Below are 21513 nucleotides of genomic sequence, written 5' to 3'. Positions count from 1 at the left end.
GTTGATCACTTATGGGTTACCTAGATAGGATCAAAGAAAATGGGGTTGTGGCAATTATTCGTGGCGCTGACCCTGAAAATATTTTACATATTGCTAAAGCCCTTCAAGTAGGTGGAATACAAACATTAGAAATAACAGTGGAGACGCCAAAGGTCATGACTTTAATTGAGTCGGTTCGTACGGAATACCCAGATTTAATTGTAGGTGCAGGCACAGTACTTGATCCGGAGACAGCTCGAGCAGCAATTCTCGCTGGTTCTCAATTTATTTTTTCTCCAACTGTGAACGAAGAAACGATTCGCTTAACGAAAAGATACGGTGTTATTAGCATCCCTGGAGCATTAACTCCAACGGAGATTTTAACAGCGTATGAGCATGGTGCGGATGTCATTAAGGTTTTTCCTGCTAATATTTACGGTCCGGGTTATTTAAAGGATGTGCATGGACCTCTGCCGCACATCCCATTGATGCCTACAGGCGGGATCGATTTACATAATGTTGCCGACTATATTCAAACGGGTGCAGTGGCTGTAGGTCTAGGCGGTGCACTTGTAAATACGAAAATAGAAATGACTGACGAGTATTTCAAAGACTTAACGGAAAAATCAAAATCATTTGTAGAGGCTGTTAGGAAAGCGCGAGAAGTGTGAAGGGAAGGAAAAGCGAGAAGATAATGAAGTAACCACTAGGATGATGCTATTCCTAGTGGTTTTTAAAATTTTCAACGCCAACTCTAATGTAAGCAACAGGCAAAATAGAAACAGCTAGTTATTGATAGGTGGCTATTGATAGCTACAAGTATTCCTCTAATGACGTCTTTGATAATCACTTATCGTTTTGTAATGGGGTTGTAGCGAAATATAAAGATTTTTAAATGTATGATAGAGGGTTTGATATACTTTATGATTTTCTTCGCTCGGCAAATAACATGTTTCCATTGGAATAAACTCTTTTATATCTGTCAAATATTTTTCTTCTCCTACGCCGACGAGTCCCATCCAAGCAGCACCCCAGGCAGAACTTTGATGACTTTTAGGAACTTGAACTTCTTGCCCGAAAACATCTGCTAAAATTTGAAGCCAGAGTGGAGAGCGTGCAAACCCGCCGCTTGCGAAGAAATTTTTAGCAGGGCCAGCAAGTCTTTCAAGTGCTTCACTTACTGTTAGTAAACTAAAGATGACCCCTTCCATTCCTGCGCGAATAAGATGTTCTTTCTTATGTGCTAATGTTAATCCGATAAAGCTCCCTCTAGCATTTGCGTCCCAATACGGAGCGCGCTCTCCATTTAAATAAGGTAAGAACAATAATCCGTCAGCCCCAGGGTTGACCGTCTTAGCAAGCTCAACAAGTTGTTCATAGGCTCTTTTCTCATCTTTTTGTGCAAGGTAAACTTGATGTTCACCAACAATCTCCTTTAACCACTGAAGGACAATCCCGCCATTATTTGTAGGCCCTCCCATAATCCAAGAGTCTCTCGTTAAGCCATAACAAAAGATCTCCTGCAGCTCATCCGTTTGGGGTTTACTCGCCATTTGCCGGATCGCTCCGCTTGTACCAACTGTAATGGCAACATCACCTGGATTAATTGCCCCTATCCCGAGGTTCGCAAGAGGACCATCACTGGCACCGATGACAAACTTAGTATCCAAGCTCAATCCTGTTTCTTCTACGACTGCATTTGATAGCCCTTCTACTACATGAGTTGGAGGAACCGGTTTTGATAGTTGCCCTCTTTGAATACCGGTCATTGCTAAGGCTTGTTCATCCCATTCGAATGTATGTACATTAAACATTCCTGTTGCTGAAGCAATGGAATAGTCAACAATATATTGATTAAACCATTTCTTCATTAAGTACTCTTTTATTGAAACAAATTTGTATGCCTTAAGGTAAGGGGAATAATTGGTTTCCTTCATCCAGATTAATTTTATCAATGGTGACATTGGATGGACCGGTGTTCCTGTTTTCATATAAATATCAAGCCCGCTTGTTGACTTAATTTTTTCTGCTTGGTGAACGCTTCTTCCATCCGCCCATGTAATGGAAGGTGAAATGGCGTTTCCTTGAGCGTCCATGCAAATAAGCGAGTGCATCGCAGAAGAAATTCCTACAACTATAATATGATCAGTAGAAGTCACTCCTGCTTCAACTATGGATTTAAGCGCTTTTTTTGCAGCTTTTTCTATTTCATTAGGATCCTGCTCAACCCATGATGGATGAGGGTGGGAGACATTATAGGTTTCTTCACTTTCTGCTTTCACAGTCCCATCTCTCGTAAAAAGAACAGCTTTCGCACTTGTTGTGCCAATGTCTAGTCCAATAACATAATCCACGGTACGTTCTTCCTTTCAGTTAAAAAGCTCAGCCCTATATAAGAGAAGTACTTCTTTTCCTTAATATTAGCGATTTCAATCATTGTATCCATCCATATTGAAAGGAAATACCAAATTTCTATAATTTCTTTAGTAGAAATGCATAATATTCCTTTCCTAAATCAAAATAAGAAAAGTGATTTTGAAAATTAATGAGGTTCAAAAGCTATAAGGAAAGTGGTTACTTTACTACAGGATGAAATCTAAAGTTCATCATAAAGAAAAAACAGGAGGTATTACGGGTGAATTACTTCAAAATAATTTTCACAACGATTTTTATTTTCGCATTGTTTTTTGTAGCTGCTGCTTGTGGTACAGCGCCAGCTGAGCCAGATGCAGGAGAAGGGACAGCAGGTGAAGCGGCACCTGGTGTACAACGTACGATCCGTGCTGGTATTGGATTAAATGATCAGCATCCTCAATACTTAGGCTTACTAAAGTTTAAAGAGTTGGTTGAGGAAAGAACCGATGGATCGATCGTTGTTGAGACATATCACAGTGGTCAATTAGGGGATGACCGGTCAATGATGGAAGCACTGCAACTTGGTACTCAGGAAGTGACTGTTCCCTCCACTGCACCCATTGCCGGATTTGTTCAAGAGTTTACTGTATTTGATTTCCCATTCTTATTTCCTAGTAATGAAGTAGCTGATGAAGTACTAGATGGAGAAGTAGGTCAAATGATGTTGGATAAGTTAGATGACCAAAATTTAGTCGGACTTGCTTATTGGGAAAATGGTTTCCGTGATTTAACGAATGCACGTCGAGCAGTAGCATCAATGGAGGACATGAAAGGCTTATCGATTCGCACGATGGAAAATGAACTTCACTTGGAAGCATTTCGTGCATTAGGTGCAAACCCTACACCAATGGCATTCACGGAATTATTTACTGCCTTACAACAAGGTGCTGTAGACGGACAAGAAAACCCAGTAGCAACTGTATATTTACAAGGGTTTCATGAAGTTCAAGACCACATCTCTAACACGCACCATATTTATAGCCCGTTTGTTTTTCTAATGTCAAAGACATTCTTTGATTCACTGACAGAGGAAGAACAAGAAATTGTAAGAGATGCAGCTAGAGAAGCTGGCCAACATCAACGTCAATTAAATCGTGAAGCGAATGCCCAGTATTTAGATGATTTACAAGAAGAGGGTATGACCTACACGGAAATTGATGAAGAAGCTCGCCAAGAAATGATTGATACTGTTCAGCCTGTATTAGATAAGTATGCTGAGCGCATCGGTCAAGATATTGTTGACCAAGTATACGAAGCAATACGTGAAGCCCAAGAAGATTAGTTCATTCGAAACAAAGGGACTTGAATATATATAAGTTTTCAAGTCCCTTTGTTCTAATCATTTTAAAGAAGAAAACTAAAAGTATATATCTTATCAACGTACTATTATTTTTACATAGAATGATGATTTACATATAAGGTATATAGTTTTGAGGCTCTTCAATAATAGAAGTAACTAAAAATGAAATGTAAAAAAGTGAGGGGTGCTTAGTGTTTGTAGTAAGGTGGCTAAATGAGCATATTGAGGAAGTGTTCCTCGTTATTTTTTCTATGATTATGGTTGTGGTCATTGCAATGCAAGTTTTTATGAGATATGTCATGGAAGCTTCCCTTGCTTGGTCTGAAGAATTGGCACGTTATTGCTTTATTTGGTTAGTCTATCTTGGAATTAGCTATGGGGTAAAAAAACAACGTCACATTAAAGTCGACGTCATGCTCTTATTACTAAAGGACAAAGGAAAAATCATTTTAAATATCATTGCGAACTTATTATTCTTAGGATTTGCGATTTTCGTCGTCTATTATGGGTATGATATTGCTTCAAGGTTATTAGCATGGGGCCAGCGGTCTCCAGCTCTTCAGTTACCGATGGGACTCGTATATATGGCGACGCCTATTGGCATGGGTTTAACGATTATACGATTAATCCAACAACTGATAAAACAGGTGAAGTCGTTATTAGGAAAAGAAGAATTTGATGTAAAGACAGAACAAGAGAGACTGCTTGATATACCAGATATTGAAGAAGATGTTGAAAGAGGAAAGAATAAATTATAAAGGGGTATTGATATGGCAGCAGGTGTACTTTTCGGAAGCTTTGCCCTTTTTCTACTATTAAGCGTTCCTATAGGGATTGCACTAGGTTTAGCAACACTGGTAACGATTGTATATACCGGTTCTTTACCTGTTGAGTTTCTTGCACAAGGTCTAGTGACTTCCGTTGATTCGTTTCCTTTAATGGCCGTTCCTTTTTTCATTTTAGCAGGTGAAATTATGGGGAAAGGTGGAGTTTCTGACCGCCTTTTCCGAGTAGCGAATACGATTGTAGGAAATAAAACAGGCGGGTTTGCGATTGCGACTATTATTACATGTATGTTTTTTGCCGCTATTTCTGGGTCAGGACCAGCGACAGTTGCAGCAATTGGTGGAATTATGATACCAGCTATGGTGCGCCAAGGTTATGATAAACGATTTTCAACCGCAGTTGTCGCTGCAGCTGGTTCATTAGGTGTTATAATTCCTCCAAGTATCCCTATGGTAATTTACGGGGTTGTCGGTGGTGTTTCCATTGGCAGTTTATTTATTGCAGGGATTATTCCTGGTCTCCTCGTAGGTTTCGCCCTCATGGCCTATGCCTACTTTTATTCGAGAAAGATGGGCTATCGCGGAACAGAAGATAAATTTTCATTCATGACGTTTTTAAAGGCAAGTTGGGAAGCGAAGTGGGCATTACTTGTTCCGATTATTATTCTTGGTGGTATTTATGGCGGTATTTTTACACCGACTGAGGCAGCAGTAATTGCAGTTGTATATGGTTTAATCGCAGGAATGATACTGTATCGTGAATTAAAAATTAAAGATATGCCGAAAGTTTTTATTGATGCGGCTCTGACAACAGCCACAATATTGATTATTGTCGGGACGGCAACAGCGTTTGGCCGGTTATTAACGGTACAACAAATTCCAAATCAAGTGGCACAAGCGATGTTAAACTTTTCAGAGAATCCGATCGTTATTATCTTATTAATTACACTCTTGTTATTAATTGTCGGATGTTTTATGGATACGCTGGCAGCTATTATTATTTTAACGCCTATCCTTCTACCGATTGCAATAAATATTGGCTACGATCCGATCCACTTTGGAATTTTAATGATTGTTAATCTAGCTATTGGTTTTATTACACCGCCATTAGGCGTAAACCTTTTTGTTGGTTCAGGGATATCAGGTTTATCAATAGAAGCCATATCTCGAGCGATTATTCCGTTTTTCCTAGTGATGCTTTTTGCCCTTTTCATCATTATTTTCATTCCACAACTGTCACTAATGTTATTGAATTTATAGTAAGAGAATTGGAGTGAACGAAAAATGAGCGAAATTAGTTATAAAGAAATTACAATTAACCTCAGCGAGGATCGAACAATAATTGAATTGAGTAAAATAATTCAACCTTTTCAAGCCGAAATATATTTGCGTAAGTTGTTACGTGGTAATCCTATTGAAGTCAATTTAAAAAGTTTTCTAGGGTTAATTACAATGAATCTTCAAAACGGCGATGCAATTACTGTGAAGGCTGTAGGTAAAGATAGTGATGAAGCTGTACAAGCTGTTGTAGATTATTTAACACAAGCATAGTTTACAGTGAAAAAGAGGCGGATGAAGGAAGCCGTCTCTTTTTTAAAAGGTAGAAGTATCTAATAAGTACTGAACATTATTCTCCTTGCTATTCATGAGTGACGCGGATTTCCTATTCTACGGAGGGTAATAGTTGTTCTGATTGGGGGGAGTAGGGTGACTATATTTCTTGAGGTAGTTTTACCTGTTCTTCTAGTTTTTTTCATTGGCTTTCTCGTACAGAAATGGCGGAAAATTAAAATTCCTGCGGTTTCAGAAGTTGCTATTTATATTATGACACCATGTTTAGTATTTCGTACATTTTATACGGCTCACTTAGATATGCAGTATTTCTACATGGTTATTTTTTCTGTTTTGCTCTTATTTGCCTTGATCTTGATTAATAAAGTGTATTCATTTTTTATGAAATATCCTCAGTCAACAGAAGGAGGACTAATTCTGTCTACTGCTTTTATGAATTCTGGCAATTATGGGGCACCGATTATTTTATTCGCTTACGGTGAAGTCGGTTTTGATTATTCGGTTACTTTCTTAGTACTGCAGGCAATTGTTATGAACTTCTTTGGGGTTTATTATGCAGCGAGAGGAAATGAAGGAATAAAAATTGCAATGAAGGCTGTTTTTTTAATGCCGGCAACGTATGCAGTTATTATTGCCTTACTGGCTAAAACGTTAGATGTGTCTGTTCCTAATAACTTAATGGCAACCGTACATATTATAGCTGAGGCAACTGTTCCTACCGTCATGATCATCTTAGGAATGCAACTTGCTTTGATTGAGTTAGGTAATTTTGAATGGGGCAAAATAGCATACGGTACAATCGTCCGGCTAATAATGTCGCCCCTTATTGCGTATGCGATCACATTAGTTTTACCTATTGACCCTCTCCTCACAAAGGTCCTTATCGTTTCTGCTGCGATGCCATCTGCAGCGACGATCGTAATGTATGCTGTTCAATTTGACTCTGAGCCTAAGCTTGTTTCTAGTATAACGTTAGTCACCACTTTAGTGAGTATTTTAACCATTACTCTATTGCTGGGCTTGTTACAGTAGTCTTCGTTCATTTCACAAACTTTATTAATAATACATTTGGAGGAACAATAATGGATATTTACTTTTCACCAGAATTAAGTAAAGAAGATGCACAAGTATTGAATATTGTTGATCGTGATGAAAAAGCAGTAGGGTATTTAGCCTATATAATTGATGAAAAAAAAGTATATGTGTATGGTCAGTTAGAGAATGAAGGTGTTTATGAAGATTTTAAGGACTTAGTTAAGCCATACCTTAAAGGTTTACAAAAAATAAAAGAAGGTGCAGAAGTGTATTCATATCTATCTGTTGGAGGTAAGAAAGTAGAGCTTGAGGATGAAAAAGAATAAATACATAATGGTCTTAAGTGTAAGGGAAGGTGCCGGACATCTTGCCTTCTTTAAGTTTTAAAGGGATGATACATATATTCATGTACCACCCCAATGCGCAAGTATTATTGATATTGATTAGATGAATAGTGGGATTGCTGGTTTTGTGGTGAATATTGTGATTGTTGAAGCTGAGGTGAATGTGTTTGGCTTTGGTACGGCATAAATGTTTGTTGAGAAGATTGTTGTTGAACCATTTGGTGCATTCGTTGATTCTCTTGGATTAACTGTTGGCAAAGTTGTTGTAGTTGCTGAACTTGTCTTGTTGCCATAGACTCGTGCTGACTTAAATCTTGAATTTGGTTAGCGATTTTTCTTAATTCGGTAGCGTTTTGTTGCTCCATCTGCTGCATTTGTCCAAGTGTTTGTTGAATTTGGTTTCCAACTGGTTGTTGCGAGTTCATTTGATTAAATTGTTGATACATAATAAAAACCTCCTAATAATAGTAATGTAAATTACAAAGATAAGTTTCGCAATTGGAGGTTGATGTATGTAATTTTTTATTGAATTATTGATGAATATTTTAATTAAAAAAAGCCGACTTAATTTTCAATCCCAACCCATACTCGAAAAACGCCTTGGAGTATATAAAGGTGAAGGGTGAATTTTAAGTCAGCTATAACGTCCGTTATTATTTTTTACTCGTAACTCTTTTCTAGTTCATCTACCAGCGAGCCTACAAAAGCAACGGCCTTTCTAATCGGGTCTGGAGTGGACATGTCGACTCCAGCGTGCTTCAGTAGATCTAGTGGTTTTTTCGTACCACCCATCTTCAATACTTCAATCCAGCGGTCAATAGCAGGTTGTCCTTCTTCTTCAATCAATTGTGCAACAGCTGTTGAAGCTGTTAGACCAGCAGAATAAGTGTACGGGTAAAGTCCCATGTAATAATGCGGTTGACGCATCCAAGTGAGGCTTGCTCCTTCATCCATTTCTACAGAATCTCCCCAGAAGTTAGAAAGAATTTCACCTTTCGTTTTACTTAAAGTATTTGCTGTGATCGGTTGTCCAGATTCAGCGATACGATAAATACGTCGTTGCAGCTCACCTTCTAATAAATGTGTAACGAAATTATGGTAATACGTACCTAGGAACTGAAGGAGTACCCAACGTTTCATTCGTTTATCATCTGTACTAGCTAGCAAGTGCTTACCGAGAATTAATTCATTCATTGTTGATGGTGCTTCAATAAAATATAGCGATGGGCGAGTGTTTGTTAAGCGTTGATTTCCACCAGCTAAATAGAAGTGTCCCGCATGTCCGAGTTCGTGTGCCAAAATAAATGCTCCGCGCATCGTATCCGTCCACGTAATTAAAATATAAGGATGAACACCATAAGGGCTTGCACAAAAAGCACCTGTTGACTTTCCATAATTTTCAGCGTAATCAATCCAACCTTCGTTTAATCCTTTTTCCATAATTTGACTGTATTCAGGTCCAAGAATTTGTAAAGCTTCTTGAATTACTTTAGAAGCTTCGTCGATTGTTGTTGGCGGGTTAAAGTCCGGATCAAGAGGTGCTTTTAAATCACAGAACATCATTTTATCCAGCCCAAGAACTCGTTGTTTTAATTTTGCAAATCGACGCATATGTGGAGCTAACTCTTCTTGAATAATATCCAACTGATTGTTATACATTTCTTCTGTCACTTGCTGAGGCTGTAAGAGCATTTCCGTTACAGAATTATAATTTCTTAAACGGGAAAGCGCTACTTGCTTTTTAATTTCTGTTGAATAGGTGGAAGCAAAAGTATTTTCGTATTGCTTTAACGTATTAGTAAATGATTGATAAGCATTTCTTCGGATGTTCGTATTAGCTGATAATTCATAACGATCTTCAAAAGAAGCAAATGATAACGGAATGTCGTTACCGTCCTCGTCTTTAAAAGAAGAGAAGACCATATCCGAAGATTTACTTAATTGATACGTTTTGTAAGGAGATGCTAAGACTTCACCAAGTGATGCTAAAGCCAACTCTGTTTCAGGAGACAGGGTGTGTGGCTTTTTTTCTAATCGCTCTTTTAAGTTTTTCTCAAAAGATTCAAGAGCAGGCTCATTTTCTATGTATTTTTCAATTGTTCCATCAGGAAGTGCGAGAATTTCAGTTTCTATAAATGAAAGTTCTGCTTCAACATTTGAAAGCATTGAAGCAACTCGAGCTGAGTTAGCTTGGCTTTCTGAATTAGAACCATCCTCAGAAAGACGTAAGTTTGCATATGTTGCAACATACGTTAAGCGCTTTTGAATATCCTCTAAAGCTGTTAGGCAGTTGAGTAATTGTTTTGAACCTTCCGCAAGAGTTCCTTTGTATTGAGTGACTTTTTTTACATCTGAATGTACGTCTTGTAATTCTTTCTCCCAAGCATCACTTGTTTGAAATAAATCTTTTAAATCCCACTTTAAATGTTCAGGAACTTCACCACGAGTCATTATTTTAGACAAATAGACCGTCTCCTCTCATTGAATGAATGTTTTTATTTCGTAATACGAATTATATTTATTATATATGAAAACTGAATATTTTGCTATTAGGTAATAAGAATTTTCATAGATAAATCCCACCAATAAATGACCTTTCTCTACGAATTTAGATAGCAGGAGCAAAAAAAGTAGTCCATCTTACGAGTAAGATATGTACATTCCGAGCGTAATCGCGTATTTGTATTCATTTTTGAAAGTATTGCAGAAAAATAGAATGTTATTAGAAGTTTTGTCACCTTGAAGGAAAAAACATATAGGTGTATCTAATAGTGATACAAAGAGCCATTATGACTGGAAAAATAGAAAGGAGAGAATTTGAATGGGGAACGTTATACAAAAGTATTCTACGAAAGAAGTATCGAGGTTATTAAAAATTCCCGTAGGTAATTTGAGAAAATGGGAGCGGACATTTGAAGGTATGTTATATGTACAAAGAACGAAAACGGGGGCTAGATTATATACCGATTATGAAATTGATACATTAAAGAAAATTAAATTATTGAAAGATAAAAATATAAAAGATGAGGATGTAAAATATATACTTGAAACGAATATCCAAGTGGAATACAACGATGAGTCAGATGAAAAAGAAGAGAGTGAAGATTATAATCAGTATGAGATGATGATTTCAATGCAACAAGAAACAGTAGAAAGTGTTGAGAAATTAACAAATTCAATTTTTTCTTTTAAAGATGAAGTACTTCAAGAGACGAAAGAAGAAATTAAAAATGAAGTGAAAAAAGAAATTAATCTTGGTCATAATAAAACAACATCGCTTGTACAATCGTATTCACAAATGTTGTTGGATACTTCGGATCAAACAAAGGATGAACTGCAAAGGTTGAGACAAGAAATAGAACAGGAAAATGAAGAAAAGCTGTTTATCCATCAAAAATTAGAAGAACGAGAAGTACATTTCCGAGAATTTGTACAACATTTTAGAGAAACAGCTGCTTCGAAACAAGAACAAACCATTAAGAATAAGGTCTCTAAGTGGTTAAGTCAATTCACTAAAGACAAGAAAGAGGATACAATTAAACCACATTATTAATATGTTGAAATACTGTAAAATATATTCACTGTTATTAGTTAATATGAATAAATCAGGTAGATTATTGAAATCTATCTGATTTTTTTATTGTAATCAACGCGGAATGGATAGGGGAGAGATTTTAAAGTAGTATCAAAGAACTGATAGTAATGTGAATTATCAAGAAGAGACTACTGAATGTAGTAAAAAAGACACAATTAATCTTAAAACCTAATTGAATTCACCTATGTTAAATTTTAAAATTAAATAAAGGAATAGAATGGCAATTCTACTAAGAAAAAAAGTTCTGGGGGAGTAAACATGACTAAAACAATACAGATATTAATTGATAAAGATTTAAAGGATCTAATTCCTGGATTTATGGAGAATAGAAAAAAAGATATAGAAACAATGAAATTCGCTTTATCAGAAGAGGATTTTGAGCAGGTTCGTATGATTGGGCATCGTATGAAAGGCTTTGGTTCAGGATATGGATTTGAATTTATTACAGATTTAGGAAAACAGCTAGAAGAAGCAGCAAAAGAAGGAGATAAACTGAAGATTGAAGGCGGTATTACCGCTTTGATTAATTACTTAGATCAAATAGAAATATGTTTTGAATAATTGGTACAGTCCTATGAAGTTATTAATTCCTACCGATAGTATAGAATTTTCCCAACAAGCCTATGATTTCTTGTCAAAGCAAATTCTTCAAATTTGTACTCAACTTTATTTTGTACATGTCGTTCCGAATGCCAATGATCTGGAAAGTATTTACCCTAATGTAAAAGAAAAGTTATTAGGACAAGGGGAAATATTAATTGAACAAAGTATGCAGCTGTTTCAGGAAACAGGTGTTTTTATTGAAGGTAAAGTGGTGATGGGGAAACCTTCCATAGAAATTGTCAACATTGCTAATGAAGAGGATGTTGATGTAATTGTGATCGGAAATCGCAGCCATACGGCCGAAGGAGAGTACACGTTTGGAAGTGTGAGTTATGGTGTCGTTCACCTGTCAACTCAACCTGTTCTAGTAATTAAATAAATACTGTTAAGAGTTGGATTTTGATTAGTATTGAAGAAAGTGAAATAAGCTGAGCAAATCCACGCTTTCAAAATAATGTATTTTAAGCACGCAAAAAAGGAGTAAAAGAGATGATCGAGAAAAAGCTTTGTTGCTTCTGCTTAAAAATATCCATTTCTTATTTATACGATGATAAAGAAAAATGGATCTGTCCTCACTGCAAAAGAGAGATTATCGATATTCCAGCCATTCCGGTGGACGAAGATCTGGATACTAATTATGTAGATAAAATAATGAAAAAGAGAGAAGAGAAATTAGGGATCCATCGTAAGTAACATTAGAAAAGTAAGTGCTTTGAATGCTCTTAAAGAGTAACTGAGGGGGATTATTATGAGGAGAAAGATTTTAGTAGTAGATGATTGTATTGACAGTCGTAATCTACTAGAAAGGTTATTGAATAAATCGGGGTATAAGGATATTATTCTGGCCCAGTCTGCTGACGAGACGTTTGATATTCTAAAAAAGCAAGGAAATGAAATCGACTTAATTTTATTAGATGTGATTATGCCTGGCATGGATGGAATTGAGGTATGTAATCAAATAAAAGAACTTGAGGCTGTAAAAGACATCCCGATTATTATGGTAACAGGATTAAGTAACGTCAAAGTGCTTGAGCAAGCCTTTATTGCAGGAGCGAGCGATTATGTTACAAAGCCGTTTCACTCTATTGAATTAAATGCTCGAATTGCATCTGTGCTTCGATTAAAGGATGAAATGGATAAACGTATCCAACGGGAAGCAGAACTCGTTATCGCTAATGAAAAATTACATCAATTAAATGAAGTACTTGAACAATTATCCTCTTTGGACGGGCTGACGGGTATTCCAAATCGTCGAAGATTTAATAGTTATATTGAATTGGAATGGAAACGAGCGGGACGCCAAAAGTCAAATTTGTCTCTCATCCTCTTAGATATCGATAAGTTTAAATTATATAACGATACGTATGGACATCTAGAAGGCGATGAGTGTTTAAAGAAAGTAGCAAAGGTTCTTCAAAGTACGGTTAATCGAGCGACGGATTTAGTAGCTCGTTACGGTGGAGAGGAATTTGCTGTCGTTTTACCTGATACAGATCTAGATGGGGCAATACACATTGCTGAAACGATGAGAAGAAATATTGAAAATAGTCAAATTCCCCATGCAAGCTCAACAGTAAGTAATGTTGTAACAATAAGTTTAGGTGTATCTTCTTTTCATGGGTGTGAAAGTATTCAATCCATTGAAACACTAATAGATATGGCAGATAAAGCTTTATACGAGGCAAAAAACTCAGGACGGAACCGAGTAGAGTGTTTTGATATATGTTTACTAGAAGAAGTTTAACTAGTTTGCACGTCATAGAGTTCTAAGGAGATGTCCATGAAAATTACTAAGATTAAAGAGCTTCTAAGTCATCGCTTTACGATTTTAATTATTATAGTCAGTCTTATCGTTGTTACCATTTTGTTTTCAAGAATGGCGAATAACATACTTTATGAAAGGGCTGAAGAGAAGTTTTCTCATGACACTGAACAGATCATTGATGAACTTCATAAATCGGTAAAAACGTATGTTGAAGTTTTAAATGCTTATCAAAGCTTTTTCACAGCAAGTGATCCCGTAACAATCGATTATATAAAATGGAAAAAATACGAGGAACAATTTCAACCTTTTCAAAATTACCCGGGCATTCATGTCATATCATTCGCAAAGTATGTTCATGGTCAGCAAGCTTTACTAGAATTTAAAGAAGAATTGCAATTGCCCTATGAAGGTAAGTATGAGGTTTGGCCTGAAAGTAACGAAGATGAATATTTAATTAATCAATTTGTTTCGCCATCAACTCATATAGAAATAGGAGTAGGTTTTAACCATTTTACAGAGGAAAATCGGCGATTAGCGATGCAAAAGGCTAGAGAAACTGGAGAATATACGGCAACTTCGAAAATTACCCTTATTACTGACAAAGGAGACAGCGGTCCAGGCTACATTCTTTATGCACCGGTTTATTCTTATTGGGATGAAACTGTTGGTAGTTTAAATGGAGAGCACGAAAGTAACTGGTATGGTCATGTTTTAATAGCGTTATATTTGCAAGAAGTTGTTGAAGCCACTTTATCTAGTTACATCAATTCAGATCTTAATTTTAGAATATATGAACAATCTAATGTTTCTTCTATCAATGAATTAAAGCCGCAACAGTTAATATACGAATGGGTTAGTGCACCGCAAGACAGGCTTTTTACGTCCAATTATGATTTTGTTCAAAGTGTTTCGTTTCCTTTTGTAGACCAAGAGTGGAAGATCTATTTTGAAAGCTCACCGTATTTTTTTGCTGGCTTACAGCAAGAAATACCGAATATCATTTTAATTACTGGTCTTATTATAACACTTCTTGTATTTTTTGTTTTAAGGTCGCTGGCCCATATGAGACAGCATGCAGAAATGTTAGCTAATGACATAACTAAAGAGTTAAGCAAAGTAAACCATGTACGTCAAGCGATACTAGATAGTACAAATAATTTAATTATTACAACAAATGAAGAAGGAATTATACAAACCTTTAATAAAGCAGCCGAACATCAGTTGGGTTATAAAGCGCAGGAAGTAATCGGAAAGGAAACGCCATTTCTTTTTCATGATAAAAAAGATTTAGAACCGTATATAACAATACATAATATAAATATAGAAGGTGCGGTTCAATATTTCATTAATGATTTACTTGGTTGTGAGGAAGAGTACATTCGAGAAGTGATTTATTATAGAAAAAATGGCTCCACATTTCCAGTTGAAATTCATATTACGCGATTAATAGATTATAACGGTCATACGATCGGTTTACTTGGAATTGGACAAGATATTAGTGAAGTAAAAAAAGCTCAACAAAAGGTAAAAGAAAAAGATCAATTACTTTCTAATATAATTGATACAATCCCTCATCCCATTTTTGTGAAAGATTCGGCAGGAAAATATTTGTTAGTTAATCGAGCGACATCAGAGTTATTTAATACTGCAGCTGAAGAAATCATTGGAAAGACATACTCCGACTTTTCCATTTCGGAAAAAGCTGAGGACGTAAGAATAATTGAAACGGAAGTATTAGAGTCAGGTAAAGCAGTATACGTACAAGAACAGCCGATCAGACATCCAGTCACCGGGGAATTAAGGTGGTATTACCAAGTGAAGCTTCCTTTACAAACGAGCGATGGTCAGCGGATCTTAGGCATAGCCATGGATATTACTGAACGGAAGTGGTTTGAAGAAGAGTTAAAAGGTCTCAGAGACCAAGCGCTTGTTGCTTCACAAGCGAAATCTGATTTTTTAGCTATGGTAAGTCATGAAATTAGGACACCTATGAATGCTATTATTGGAATGTCAGATCTATTATTAGAGACAGAACTGAACATGGAACAACACCAATATGTAACGATCACTAAAAATTCAGCTGCTAATTTACTTCGTATCATTAATGATGTTCTAGATTTATCAAAGGTGGAAGCAGGTCATGTTTCCATTGTGGAGGAAGAGTTTGATTTAAAGAATTTGGTTGATGAAGTTATTCAAGTGTTCTCCTTTGAAGCGAATAAAAAAGGAATTCAATTAAGCTATAATTATGATCATAGCCTACCTGCAGTTGTAGTAACTGACCAAGCGCGTTTAAGACAAATTTTCACGAACTTAATCGGAAATGCAATAAAGTTTACTGAACATGGTCAAGTCTGTATTAAACTAAAGCCAAAAGATTTAATTGAAAAAAATACTTTTATTCTTGAATGTCAGGTCATCGATACTGGAATTGGGATTCCTAAAGATAAACTTTCAACGATATTCGATCAATTTACACAAGTGGACATTTCGACAACCCGCCGCTTCGGCGGAACAGGATTAGGACTTACGATCGTTCGCAGTTTCATTGAAAGAATGGGTGGAACGATACAGGTTAAGAGTGAGCTAGGGAAGGGTAGCACGTTCACTTTTACATTACAGTTAAAAAGAGGCCATTCAGAAAAACTTGATAAAGAAAAACAGTTTAGAGAAAGAGATGAAGATAAAGACATCTCGATTGCCGGAAGACGAATTTTACTTGTGGAAGACTCTTATGATAACCAAGTCTTAATGAAAGCATTTCTAAAACAAGAACGGATTACTATAGATGTTGCTGAAAATGGTCTTGAAGCGGTTCGGTTATTTAAGAGAACCTCATATGATTTTGTATTTATGGATATACAAATGCCAGTAATGGATGGGTATGAAGCAACCCGTTTGATGAGAGAATGGGAAGCGAAACATAATAAAAAACGAACTCCGATTGTCGCCTTAACCGCACATGCTCTTAACAAAGATAAGCAAAAGAGCTATCAATCTGGATGTGATGGGTACTTAACGAAGCCAATAACGAAAAAATGCATAATTGAAACGATTGATTATTATTGTAGGAAAATGTAATGTTTCAGTATTAACAGAACGTTTGTTTAAAAGAGACAGGATAGGTGTAAAATGCACCCTATAGAGTAGACACTTTGAAAAAAAGGACTACTTTATAGGGTTGTTTTTATAGTAACTATTAAAACTTTTTCTAATAGTTACTATATTGGAAGTGTAAGGTATATATATTAATCTTGGAAGTAGATATGTTAGAGTGGGTAATTGAAATTATATGAGTGTAAAGGAGAAAAAGTTGACAGTAGTCCATCACTAAAATGAAAGAAGGCTTAAAACCGAAAGAGAAGTGAGCATTTTAGCATTACTGAACTAAGCGGGTGCCTATTATTTAAGTAGCTCAACATACGTTTCAACAGCAACCAAATATAGACTTTCAACAAAATGTTTTATTAACACTGCTTCTTTACAATTCGTAATAAGTAGTCTGAGAAGGCTTCAGAAATTTCATCTTGGGTTTTTCCACCCTCAGGGGAATACCATTCTAATATCCAGTTTAATGAACCTAATATGAGTAATCGTAATAATTTGACATCAACATGGTCAAATTCACCAGATTGAATTCCTTCATTAATGATTTGATCAAAGTTTTTTTCGTACTCGGATCGTTGTTGTAAAATATCTTCTAAATACTCACCTGAAAATTTTTGTTCAGGCTTATCCATTAGGCTAAACATTGACTTTTCAGTTGTTGCTAATTTAATGTGGGATATAATAGCAGACCTTAATTTCTCTAGTGGGCTCTTTTCGCTATTAATAATGTCCTCAATTTTTTCGTTACTTTTATCGATCATCATTCTATGACATTGAAAATAAAGGTCTTCTTTATTCTTAAAATAATAGTACATAGAACCTTTAGTCATTAATAGCTTTGTTGCAATATCTTCCATGGTCGCACCGTGATAGCCTTTTTCGTTCAAGACTTCAGCAGCAGATCTAAGTATTTCTTCTTTCTTTTTCTCAATTTTTTTCTTTCTCAAAGACATAACTGAACCTCCTTTTTGTCCTACTATGATGAATACTCATTTGGAAACACGGGTTAAAACCAACAGTTCCTTATCAATGTTACTAATACCAACCTATAAAAATTTTATCATAACAAGTAATTACCATTATATAAAAAATACCGATAATTCACACCTATTTTTTTAAACTTAAATTCAAAAAATAAATGTTTGTAAAAAAGTCTGAAAATTGTTATTATTTAATTAAAGTTAATGATTTGTGGTTGGTTTCAATTTAAGACCCAAAAGTAAATAGCAAGTCCTCTAGAAAAGGCCTAATTAAAAAAACTTTCATTCATTAAGTTATGAAAAAAGAATTGTTTTGAACAGGACTATTGAAAATATCATCTATTATCTACTAATTTTTATTTCATCATGTGTAAGATAACAATCGCTCAGTCTGGAAAAAGGCAACAACTGTATAGCAAAATGTAAGGGTTTACAAAAGGTATAGTACGAGTACTTTTATAAAAAATTCCAATAATAATTTTTCAAGTCGTTATAGTAACAAGATTATTAAGCAAAAGAAAGGATGTTTGATTTGAAAGGTAATGTAGTTATTGTTACTGGTGGCGGGAGCGGGATTGGTAAAGGGATGGCTAAAAAATTTGCTCAAGAAGGAGCTAATGTCGTCATTACTGGACGTACATTAGATAAATTAGAGGAAGCAAAAAAAGAAATTGAAACATTTGAAACCCAAGTACTATGTCTTCAAATGGATGTGAGAGACCCAGAAGCAGTTAAGAAAATGGTTGAGGATACGAAGCAAGCATTTGGAAAAATAGATCACCTTGTGAATAATGCAGCAGGTAATTTCATTTGTCCATCTGAGGACTTGTCTTTAAACGGGTGGTATTCGGTTGTCGATATCGTTCTTAATGGAACGTGGTATTGTACGCAAACAGTAGGTAAAGAGTGGATTGAAAGTAGACATCAAGGTTCAATTTTAAATATATCAACGACGTATGCCTGGATGGCCAGTCCAGGAACTGTTCATTCGGCTGCTGCTAAAGCTGGAGTTTTAGCGATGACACGTACTTTAGCAGTGGAGTGGGGTAAAAAATACGGAATTCGTTTAAATGCAATTGCACCAGGACCAATTGCTGAAACCGGCGCTGTTGAAAAATTATGGCCCACGGATAAGCAAGCTGAAAAAGTATTGAATAGCATACCGTCAAAACGACTAGGTACAACTGAAGAGGTAGCAAATCTAGCTTACTTTTTATTATCACCAGCAGCTCAGTATATCAATGGGGAATGTATCACAATTGACGGCGCACAATGGTTGAATAATAGTAGTTTTCAGTTGTGAGATAGATTCATTAAATATTTTAGGTAATTATGTAAATATTTAGATCAACCTATGTAATATAAATTAGAAAAGAGGTGTAGTTTTGACATTACCGTTAGAAAATATTCGAGTTTTAGATTTAAGTCGTTTACTTCCTGGTCCCTTTTGTACATTAACACTCGCTGATTTCGGAGCTGATGTGATTAAAATTGAAGATCCCAAAATAGGGGACTACTCTCGTTGGAATGAACCACAGGTTAATGGTCAAAGTCATATGTTTCTATCCTTAAATCGTAATAAAAGGAGTGTAACTTTGGACCTTAAGTCTGAAAAAGGGAAAGAAATATTTAAACAATTAGTAGAAACAGCGGATATATTAGTAGAGTCATTTCGTCCTGGTGTAATGGAACGTCTTAATTTAGGATATGAAACCTTAAAGGAGATCAATCCTGCCTTAATTTATTGTGCCATTACGGGATATGGTCAAACTGGTCCTTACTCTCAATATCCTGGGCACGATATTAATTATTTAAGTTTTGCTGGTTTATTAGGACAGCAAGGAGAACAAACTGGGAAACCTGTTTCTTCAGCTGTTCAGATTGCCGACATCGGTGGTGGTGCTCAAATGGCAATTAGTGGAATACTTCTAGCGCTTTTTGAACGAAGTCGGTCAGGTAGAGGACAGTTTGTAGATATTTCGATGTTGGATGGATCTATTTCATGGCTGCAAACGTTGCTACCAGATTATCTTGCAACAAAAGAAGTCCAAAAACAAGGTCAATCTGTTCTAAATGGTGGGCGCGCTTGTTATGAAGTATATGAAACGAAGGATCAGCGCTATTTATCTGTAGGGGCACTTGAGCCTAAATTTTGGGTTCAATTTTGTAAAACAATCGAAAAAACACATTTAATCTCACAACTAGAGGCACCATTGGAGCAACAAAATATGATGAAAGTTGAAATTCAATCTGTCATTCAGCAAAAGACGTTGGAAGAATGGGTAAATATATTTGATGGGGTAGATGCTTGTGTAGCTCCGCTTCTAAATTTTGAAGAAGTAATTGAAAATCCTCAAGTAGTTCATCGTCAACTCATAAAGGAAATCTATGATCCGAATTTAGGGAAAATTCAACAAATTGGAGTCCCTATTAAACTTTCAGAAACGCCGGGCGAGATTCGCTTCCAGGCTCCAAAGCTAGGGGAACATAATAAAGAAATTTTATCGGAGCTCGGTTACTCCAATGACGAAATTAAGGAAATAAATCTTTGAAAAATATTGAAATGATCAAAGCTGTAAATCTTCCCTGAAAATCCTTTTATATAATTAGTCAGTCTTCAAAATGTGAGAAGACAAGTGAGCAAAATTTTCAAAAGTCAATTTGTCCTAGTTACTTATTTATAAATGCAAGTCTGATGTCGTACCATAAATATCCAATCATCTCATCGTAAACATATGCATCATGAAAAACACTGAAAAGGCAGTCTAAGAAAAGGAAATCTCAGCGAAGGAGAGAGGTACATGAGCCAGTTTGATAGCTATGGAATGAGTGATACGGTCATTGAATTACGTCAAAAAGTGAGAACTTTTATTGATGAGAAGGTTATTCCAGTTGAAACGATTGTCGAAGAAGGTGGAGATCAAGGGGAACGAGTACTAAAAGAACTACAAGAACAAGCAAAACATGAAGGTATTTGGGCGTTAGGACTACCTAAGGATATTGGTGGCGGCGGATTAAAATTTATGGATTATGTCTATATAAATGAGATCGTCGGCCGCTCAGAAGCTGCTATGTTTGCGCTCGGTACGCATACTGCGCAAGATTCTACAATGCTTAATATGTTTGGTACGAATGAACAAAAAGATAAATGGTTGTATCCAATGGTTAGAGGTGAGATCTATCCGTCTGTTGGGCTGACTGAACCAGAGGTTGCTGGGTCCGACCCAACACTTATTCAATCTAATGCGTACTTAGATGGTGATGAATGGGTTATTAATGCCCATAAGTGGTTTACAACGGGTGCAAATAAAGCAGCGTTTACGACCATGTTTTGTGTAACAGAACCAGACGGGGAGCGCCATCGAAGAGCTTCAATGATTATTGTACCGACTGATACGCCAGGTTACGAGATAGTAAGAGTTGTTCCCACTATGGGGCATAACTCCGGTAATCATTGTGAAATCAGCTTAACAAATGTACGTGTACCAAAAGGAAATTTGCTTGGGGAGCGTGGTCACGGCTTTGTTATTGCTCAAAAACGATTAGGACCAGGGCGAATTTATCATAGTATGAGGTGGCTCGGTCAAGCCCAACGAGCATTTGATCTTATGTGTGAGCGTTCATTAAATCGTTTTGCACATGGTTCATTACTATCAGAAAAGCAAATGATTCAAAAATTTATTGCGGACTCTGCAACTGAAATTCAAACGGCACGTCTTCTTACATTTGAAGCAGCACGAAAAATTGATCAAGGCGAAGATGCGCGTGTAGATATTGCGATGATCAAAGTGTATGGGGCAAAAGTTCTCCATGATGTTATTGATCGGGCAATACAAACCCATGGTGCTCTTGGTGTCACTTCTGATACACCACTTGAAAAAATGTATAGAGATGCGAGATATGCACGGATTTATGATGGGCCAGATGAAGTTCATACAGCGTCAATTGCTCGCCGTATCTTAAAGCGATATAAAGAAGGTGAAAGTTGGGATCCTGCCAACTTTTAATAGAATAGATCGTATAAATTCTTTA

The 21513-nt window shown here is 36.2% G+C and carries 20 protein-coding genes; 16 read left to right on the top strand and 4 right to left on the bottom strand.

The features are described 5' to 3' along the window. The first annotated feature begins 11 nt into the window (after window positions 1–11). Window positions 12–650: a bifunctional 4-hydroxy-2-oxoglutarate aldolase/2-dehydro-3-deoxy-phosphogluconate aldolase gene (locus N7Z68_RS00260; RefSeq protein ID WP_275116447.1), complete on the top strand. Its 639-nt coding sequence runs from the start codon at window positions 12–14 to the stop codon at window positions 648–650. 156 nt (window positions 651–806) lie between these two features. Here the strand turns inward: N7Z68_RS00260 and N7Z68_RS00255 are convergent, their stop codons facing one another. Then, complete coding sequence (locus tag N7Z68_RS00255; protein WP_275116446.1) at window positions 807–2333, bottom strand: gluconokinase; 1527 nt, start codon at window positions 2331–2333, stop codon at window positions 807–809. A gap of 281 nt (window positions 2334–2614) precedes the next feature. Here N7Z68_RS00255 and N7Z68_RS00250 point away from each other — a divergent pair, with 281 nt between their 5' ends. The 6 genes from N7Z68_RS00250 (at window position 2615) to N7Z68_RS00225 (ending at window position 7412) form a co-directional block, all read left to right on the top strand. Further along, the gene (locus N7Z68_RS00250; RefSeq protein WP_275116445.1) at window positions 2615–3676 is read left to right on the top strand and encodes a TRAP transporter substrate-binding protein; all 1062 of its coding nucleotides are present in this window, start codon (window positions 2615–2617) and stop codon (window positions 3674–3676) included. 209 nt (window positions 3677–3885) lie between these two features. Continuing rightward, window positions 3886–4452, top strand: coding sequence for a TRAP transporter small permease (locus tag N7Z68_RS00245; RefSeq protein ID WP_275116444.1), 567 nt, complete (start codon window positions 3886–3888; stop codon window positions 4450–4452). 12 nt (window positions 4453–4464) lie between these two features. Further along, the gene (locus N7Z68_RS00240; RefSeq protein ID WP_275116443.1) at window positions 4465–5739 is read left to right on the top strand and encodes a TRAP transporter large permease; all 1275 of its coding nucleotides are present in this window, start codon (window positions 4465–4467) and stop codon (window positions 5737–5739) included. Window positions 5740–5763: 24 nt separating this feature from the next. Continuing rightward, window positions 5764–6030 carry an HPr family phosphocarrier protein gene (locus N7Z68_RS00235; RefSeq protein ID WP_275116442.1) on the top strand — a complete coding sequence of 89 codons (267 nt, stop codon included), beginning with the start codon at window positions 5764–5766 and terminating at the stop codon, window positions 6028–6030. 156 nt (window positions 6031–6186) lie between these two features. Next, window positions 6187–7083, top strand: coding sequence for an AEC family transporter (locus tag N7Z68_RS00230; RefSeq protein ID WP_275116441.1), 897 nt, complete (start codon window positions 6187–6189; stop codon window positions 7081–7083). Window positions 7084–7133: 50 nt separating this feature from the next. Then, window positions 7134–7412 (top strand): hypothetical protein, encoded by a 279-nt coding sequence (locus N7Z68_RS00225; RefSeq protein WP_275116440.1) that lies wholly within the window; start codon window positions 7134–7136, stop codon window positions 7410–7412. 104 nt (window positions 7413–7516) lie between these two features. Here N7Z68_RS00225 and N7Z68_RS00220 read toward each other — a convergent pair whose 3' ends face one another. Beyond that, window positions 7517–7876: a hypothetical protein gene (locus N7Z68_RS00220; RefSeq protein WP_275116439.1), complete on the bottom strand. Its 360-nt coding sequence runs from the start codon at window positions 7874–7876 to the stop codon at window positions 7517–7519. Window positions 7877–8090: 214 nt separating this feature from the next. Beyond that, the gene (pepF, locus tag N7Z68_RS00215) at window positions 8091–9881 is read right to left on the bottom strand and encodes an oligoendopeptidase F (RefSeq protein WP_275116902.1); all 1791 of its coding nucleotides are present in this window, start codon (window positions 9879–9881) and stop codon (window positions 8091–8093) included. A 370-nt stretch (window positions 9882–10251) separates the two neighbouring features. Here pepF and N7Z68_RS00210 point away from each other — a divergent pair, with 370 nt between their 5' ends. From N7Z68_RS00210 to N7Z68_RS00185, 6 genes are all read left to right on the top strand, one after another. Further along, the gene (locus N7Z68_RS00210) at window positions 10252–10983 is read left to right on the top strand and encodes a MerR family transcriptional regulator (protein ID WP_275116438.1); all 732 of its coding nucleotides are present in this window, start codon (window positions 10252–10254) and stop codon (window positions 10981–10983) included. Between the two features lie 300 nt (window positions 10984–11283). Further along, on the top strand, window positions 11284–11586 hold the full coding sequence (locus tag N7Z68_RS00205; protein ID WP_275116437.1) for an Hpt domain-containing protein: 303 nt from the start codon (window positions 11284–11286) through the stop codon (window positions 11584–11586). 13 nt (window positions 11587–11599) lie between these two features. After that, entirely contained in the window at window positions 11600–12007 is a 408-nt protein-coding gene (locus N7Z68_RS00200) for a universal stress protein (RefSeq protein WP_275116436.1), read from the top strand. A gap of 110 nt (window positions 12008–12117) precedes the next feature. After that, window positions 12118–12321, top strand: coding sequence for a hypothetical protein (locus N7Z68_RS00195; RefSeq protein ID WP_275116435.1), 204 nt, complete (start codon window positions 12118–12120; stop codon window positions 12319–12321). A 55-nt stretch (window positions 12322–12376) separates the two neighbouring features. After that, on the top strand, window positions 12377–13372 hold the full coding sequence (locus N7Z68_RS00190; RefSeq protein ID WP_275116434.1) for a diguanylate cyclase: 996 nt from the start codon (window positions 12377–12379) through the stop codon (window positions 13370–13372). Window positions 13373–13408: 36 nt separating this feature from the next. Further along, window positions 13409–16474, top strand: a complete 3066-nt coding sequence (locus tag N7Z68_RS00185) for a PAS domain S-box protein (RefSeq protein ID WP_275116433.1) — start codon at window positions 13409–13411, stop codon at window positions 16472–16474. 386 nt (window positions 16475–16860) lie between these two features. Here N7Z68_RS00185 and N7Z68_RS00180 read toward each other — a convergent pair whose 3' ends face one another. Then, window positions 16861–17454 carry a TetR/AcrR family transcriptional regulator gene (locus N7Z68_RS00180; RefSeq protein ID WP_275116432.1) on the bottom strand — a complete coding sequence of 198 codons (594 nt, stop codon included), beginning with the start codon at window positions 17452–17454 and terminating at the stop codon, window positions 16861–16863. 559 nt (window positions 17455–18013) lie between these two features. Here N7Z68_RS00180 and fadH point away from each other — a divergent pair. The 3 genes from fadH (at window position 18014) to N7Z68_RS00165 (ending at window position 21488) form a co-directional block, all read left to right on the top strand. Next, a complete protein-coding gene (fadH, locus tag N7Z68_RS00175) occupies window positions 18014–18784 on the top strand; it encodes a 2,4-dienoyl-CoA reductase (protein ID WP_275116431.1) in 771 nt (256 codons plus the stop codon). 82 nt (window positions 18785–18866) lie between these two features. Further along, on the top strand, window positions 18867–20033 hold the full coding sequence (locus N7Z68_RS00170) for a CaiB/BaiF CoA transferase family protein (protein ID WP_275116430.1): 1167 nt from the start codon (window positions 18867–18869) through the stop codon (window positions 20031–20033). 249 nt (window positions 20034–20282) lie between these two features. Next, window positions 20283–21488, top strand: a complete 1206-nt coding sequence (locus tag N7Z68_RS00165; RefSeq protein WP_275116429.1) for an acyl-CoA dehydrogenase family protein — start codon at window positions 20283–20285, stop codon at window positions 21486–21488. The last annotated feature ends 25 nt before the right edge of the window (window positions 21489–21513 follow it).

The sequence above is a fragment of the Alkalihalobacterium chitinilyticum genome (assembly GCF_029028005.1).
GTDB classification, from domain to species: Bacteria; Bacillota; Bacilli; order Bacillales; family Bacillaceae_F; genus Alkalihalobacterium; species Alkalihalobacterium chitinilyticum.
The sequence above is the reverse complement of the archived record's forward strand: the minus strand, read 5'-3'. Positions and strand labels throughout refer to the sequence as shown.

Coding starts and splice junctions, on each gene's coding strand:
- N7Z68_RS00235 (WP_275116442.1), top strand. CDS start 5,764: ATGAGCGAAATTAGTTATAAAGAAATTACAATTAACCTCAGCGAGGAT.
- N7Z68_RS00180 (WP_275116432.1), bottom strand. CDS start 17,454: ATGTCTTTGAGAAAGAAAAAAATTGAGAAAAAGAAAGAAGAAATACTT.
- N7Z68_RS00210 (WP_275116438.1), top strand. CDS start 10,252: ATGGGGAACGTTATACAAAAGTATTCTACGAAAGAAGTATCGAGGTTA.
- N7Z68_RS00240 (WP_275116443.1), top strand. CDS start 4,465: ATGGCAGCAGGTGTACTTTTCGGAAGCTTTGCCCTTTTTCTACTATTA.
- N7Z68_RS00200 (WP_275116436.1), top strand. CDS start 11,600: ATGAAGTTATTAATTCCTACCGATAGTATAGAATTTTCCCAACAAGCC.
- N7Z68_RS00260 (WP_275116447.1), top strand. CDS start 12: ATGGGTTACCTAGATAGGATCAAAGAAAATGGGGTTGTGGCAATTATT.
- N7Z68_RS00195 (WP_275116435.1), top strand. CDS start 12,118: ATGATCGAGAAAAAGCTTTGTTGCTTCTGCTTAAAAATATCCATTTCT.
- N7Z68_RS00220 (WP_275116439.1), bottom strand. CDS start 7,876: ATGTATCAACAATTTAATCAAATGAACTCGCAACAACCAGTTGGAAAC.
- N7Z68_RS00190 (WP_275116434.1), top strand. CDS start 12,377: ATGAGGAGAAAGATTTTAGTAGTAGATGATTGTATTGACAGTCGTAAT.
- N7Z68_RS00165 (WP_275116429.1), top strand. CDS start 20,283: ATGAGCCAGTTTGATAGCTATGGAATGAGTGATACGGTCATTGAATTA.
- N7Z68_RS00225 (WP_275116440.1), top strand. CDS start 7,134: ATGGATATTTACTTTTCACCAGAATTAAGTAAAGAAGATGCACAAGTA.
- pepF (WP_275116902.1), bottom strand. CDS start 9,881: ATGACTCGTGGTGAAGTTCCTGAACATTTAAAGTGGGATTTAAAAGAT.
- N7Z68_RS00185 (WP_275116433.1), top strand. CDS start 13,409: ATGAAAATTACTAAGATTAAAGAGCTTCTAAGTCATCGCTTTACGATT.
- N7Z68_RS00205 (WP_275116437.1), top strand. CDS start 11,284: ATGACTAAAACAATACAGATATTAATTGATAAAGATTTAAAGGATCTA.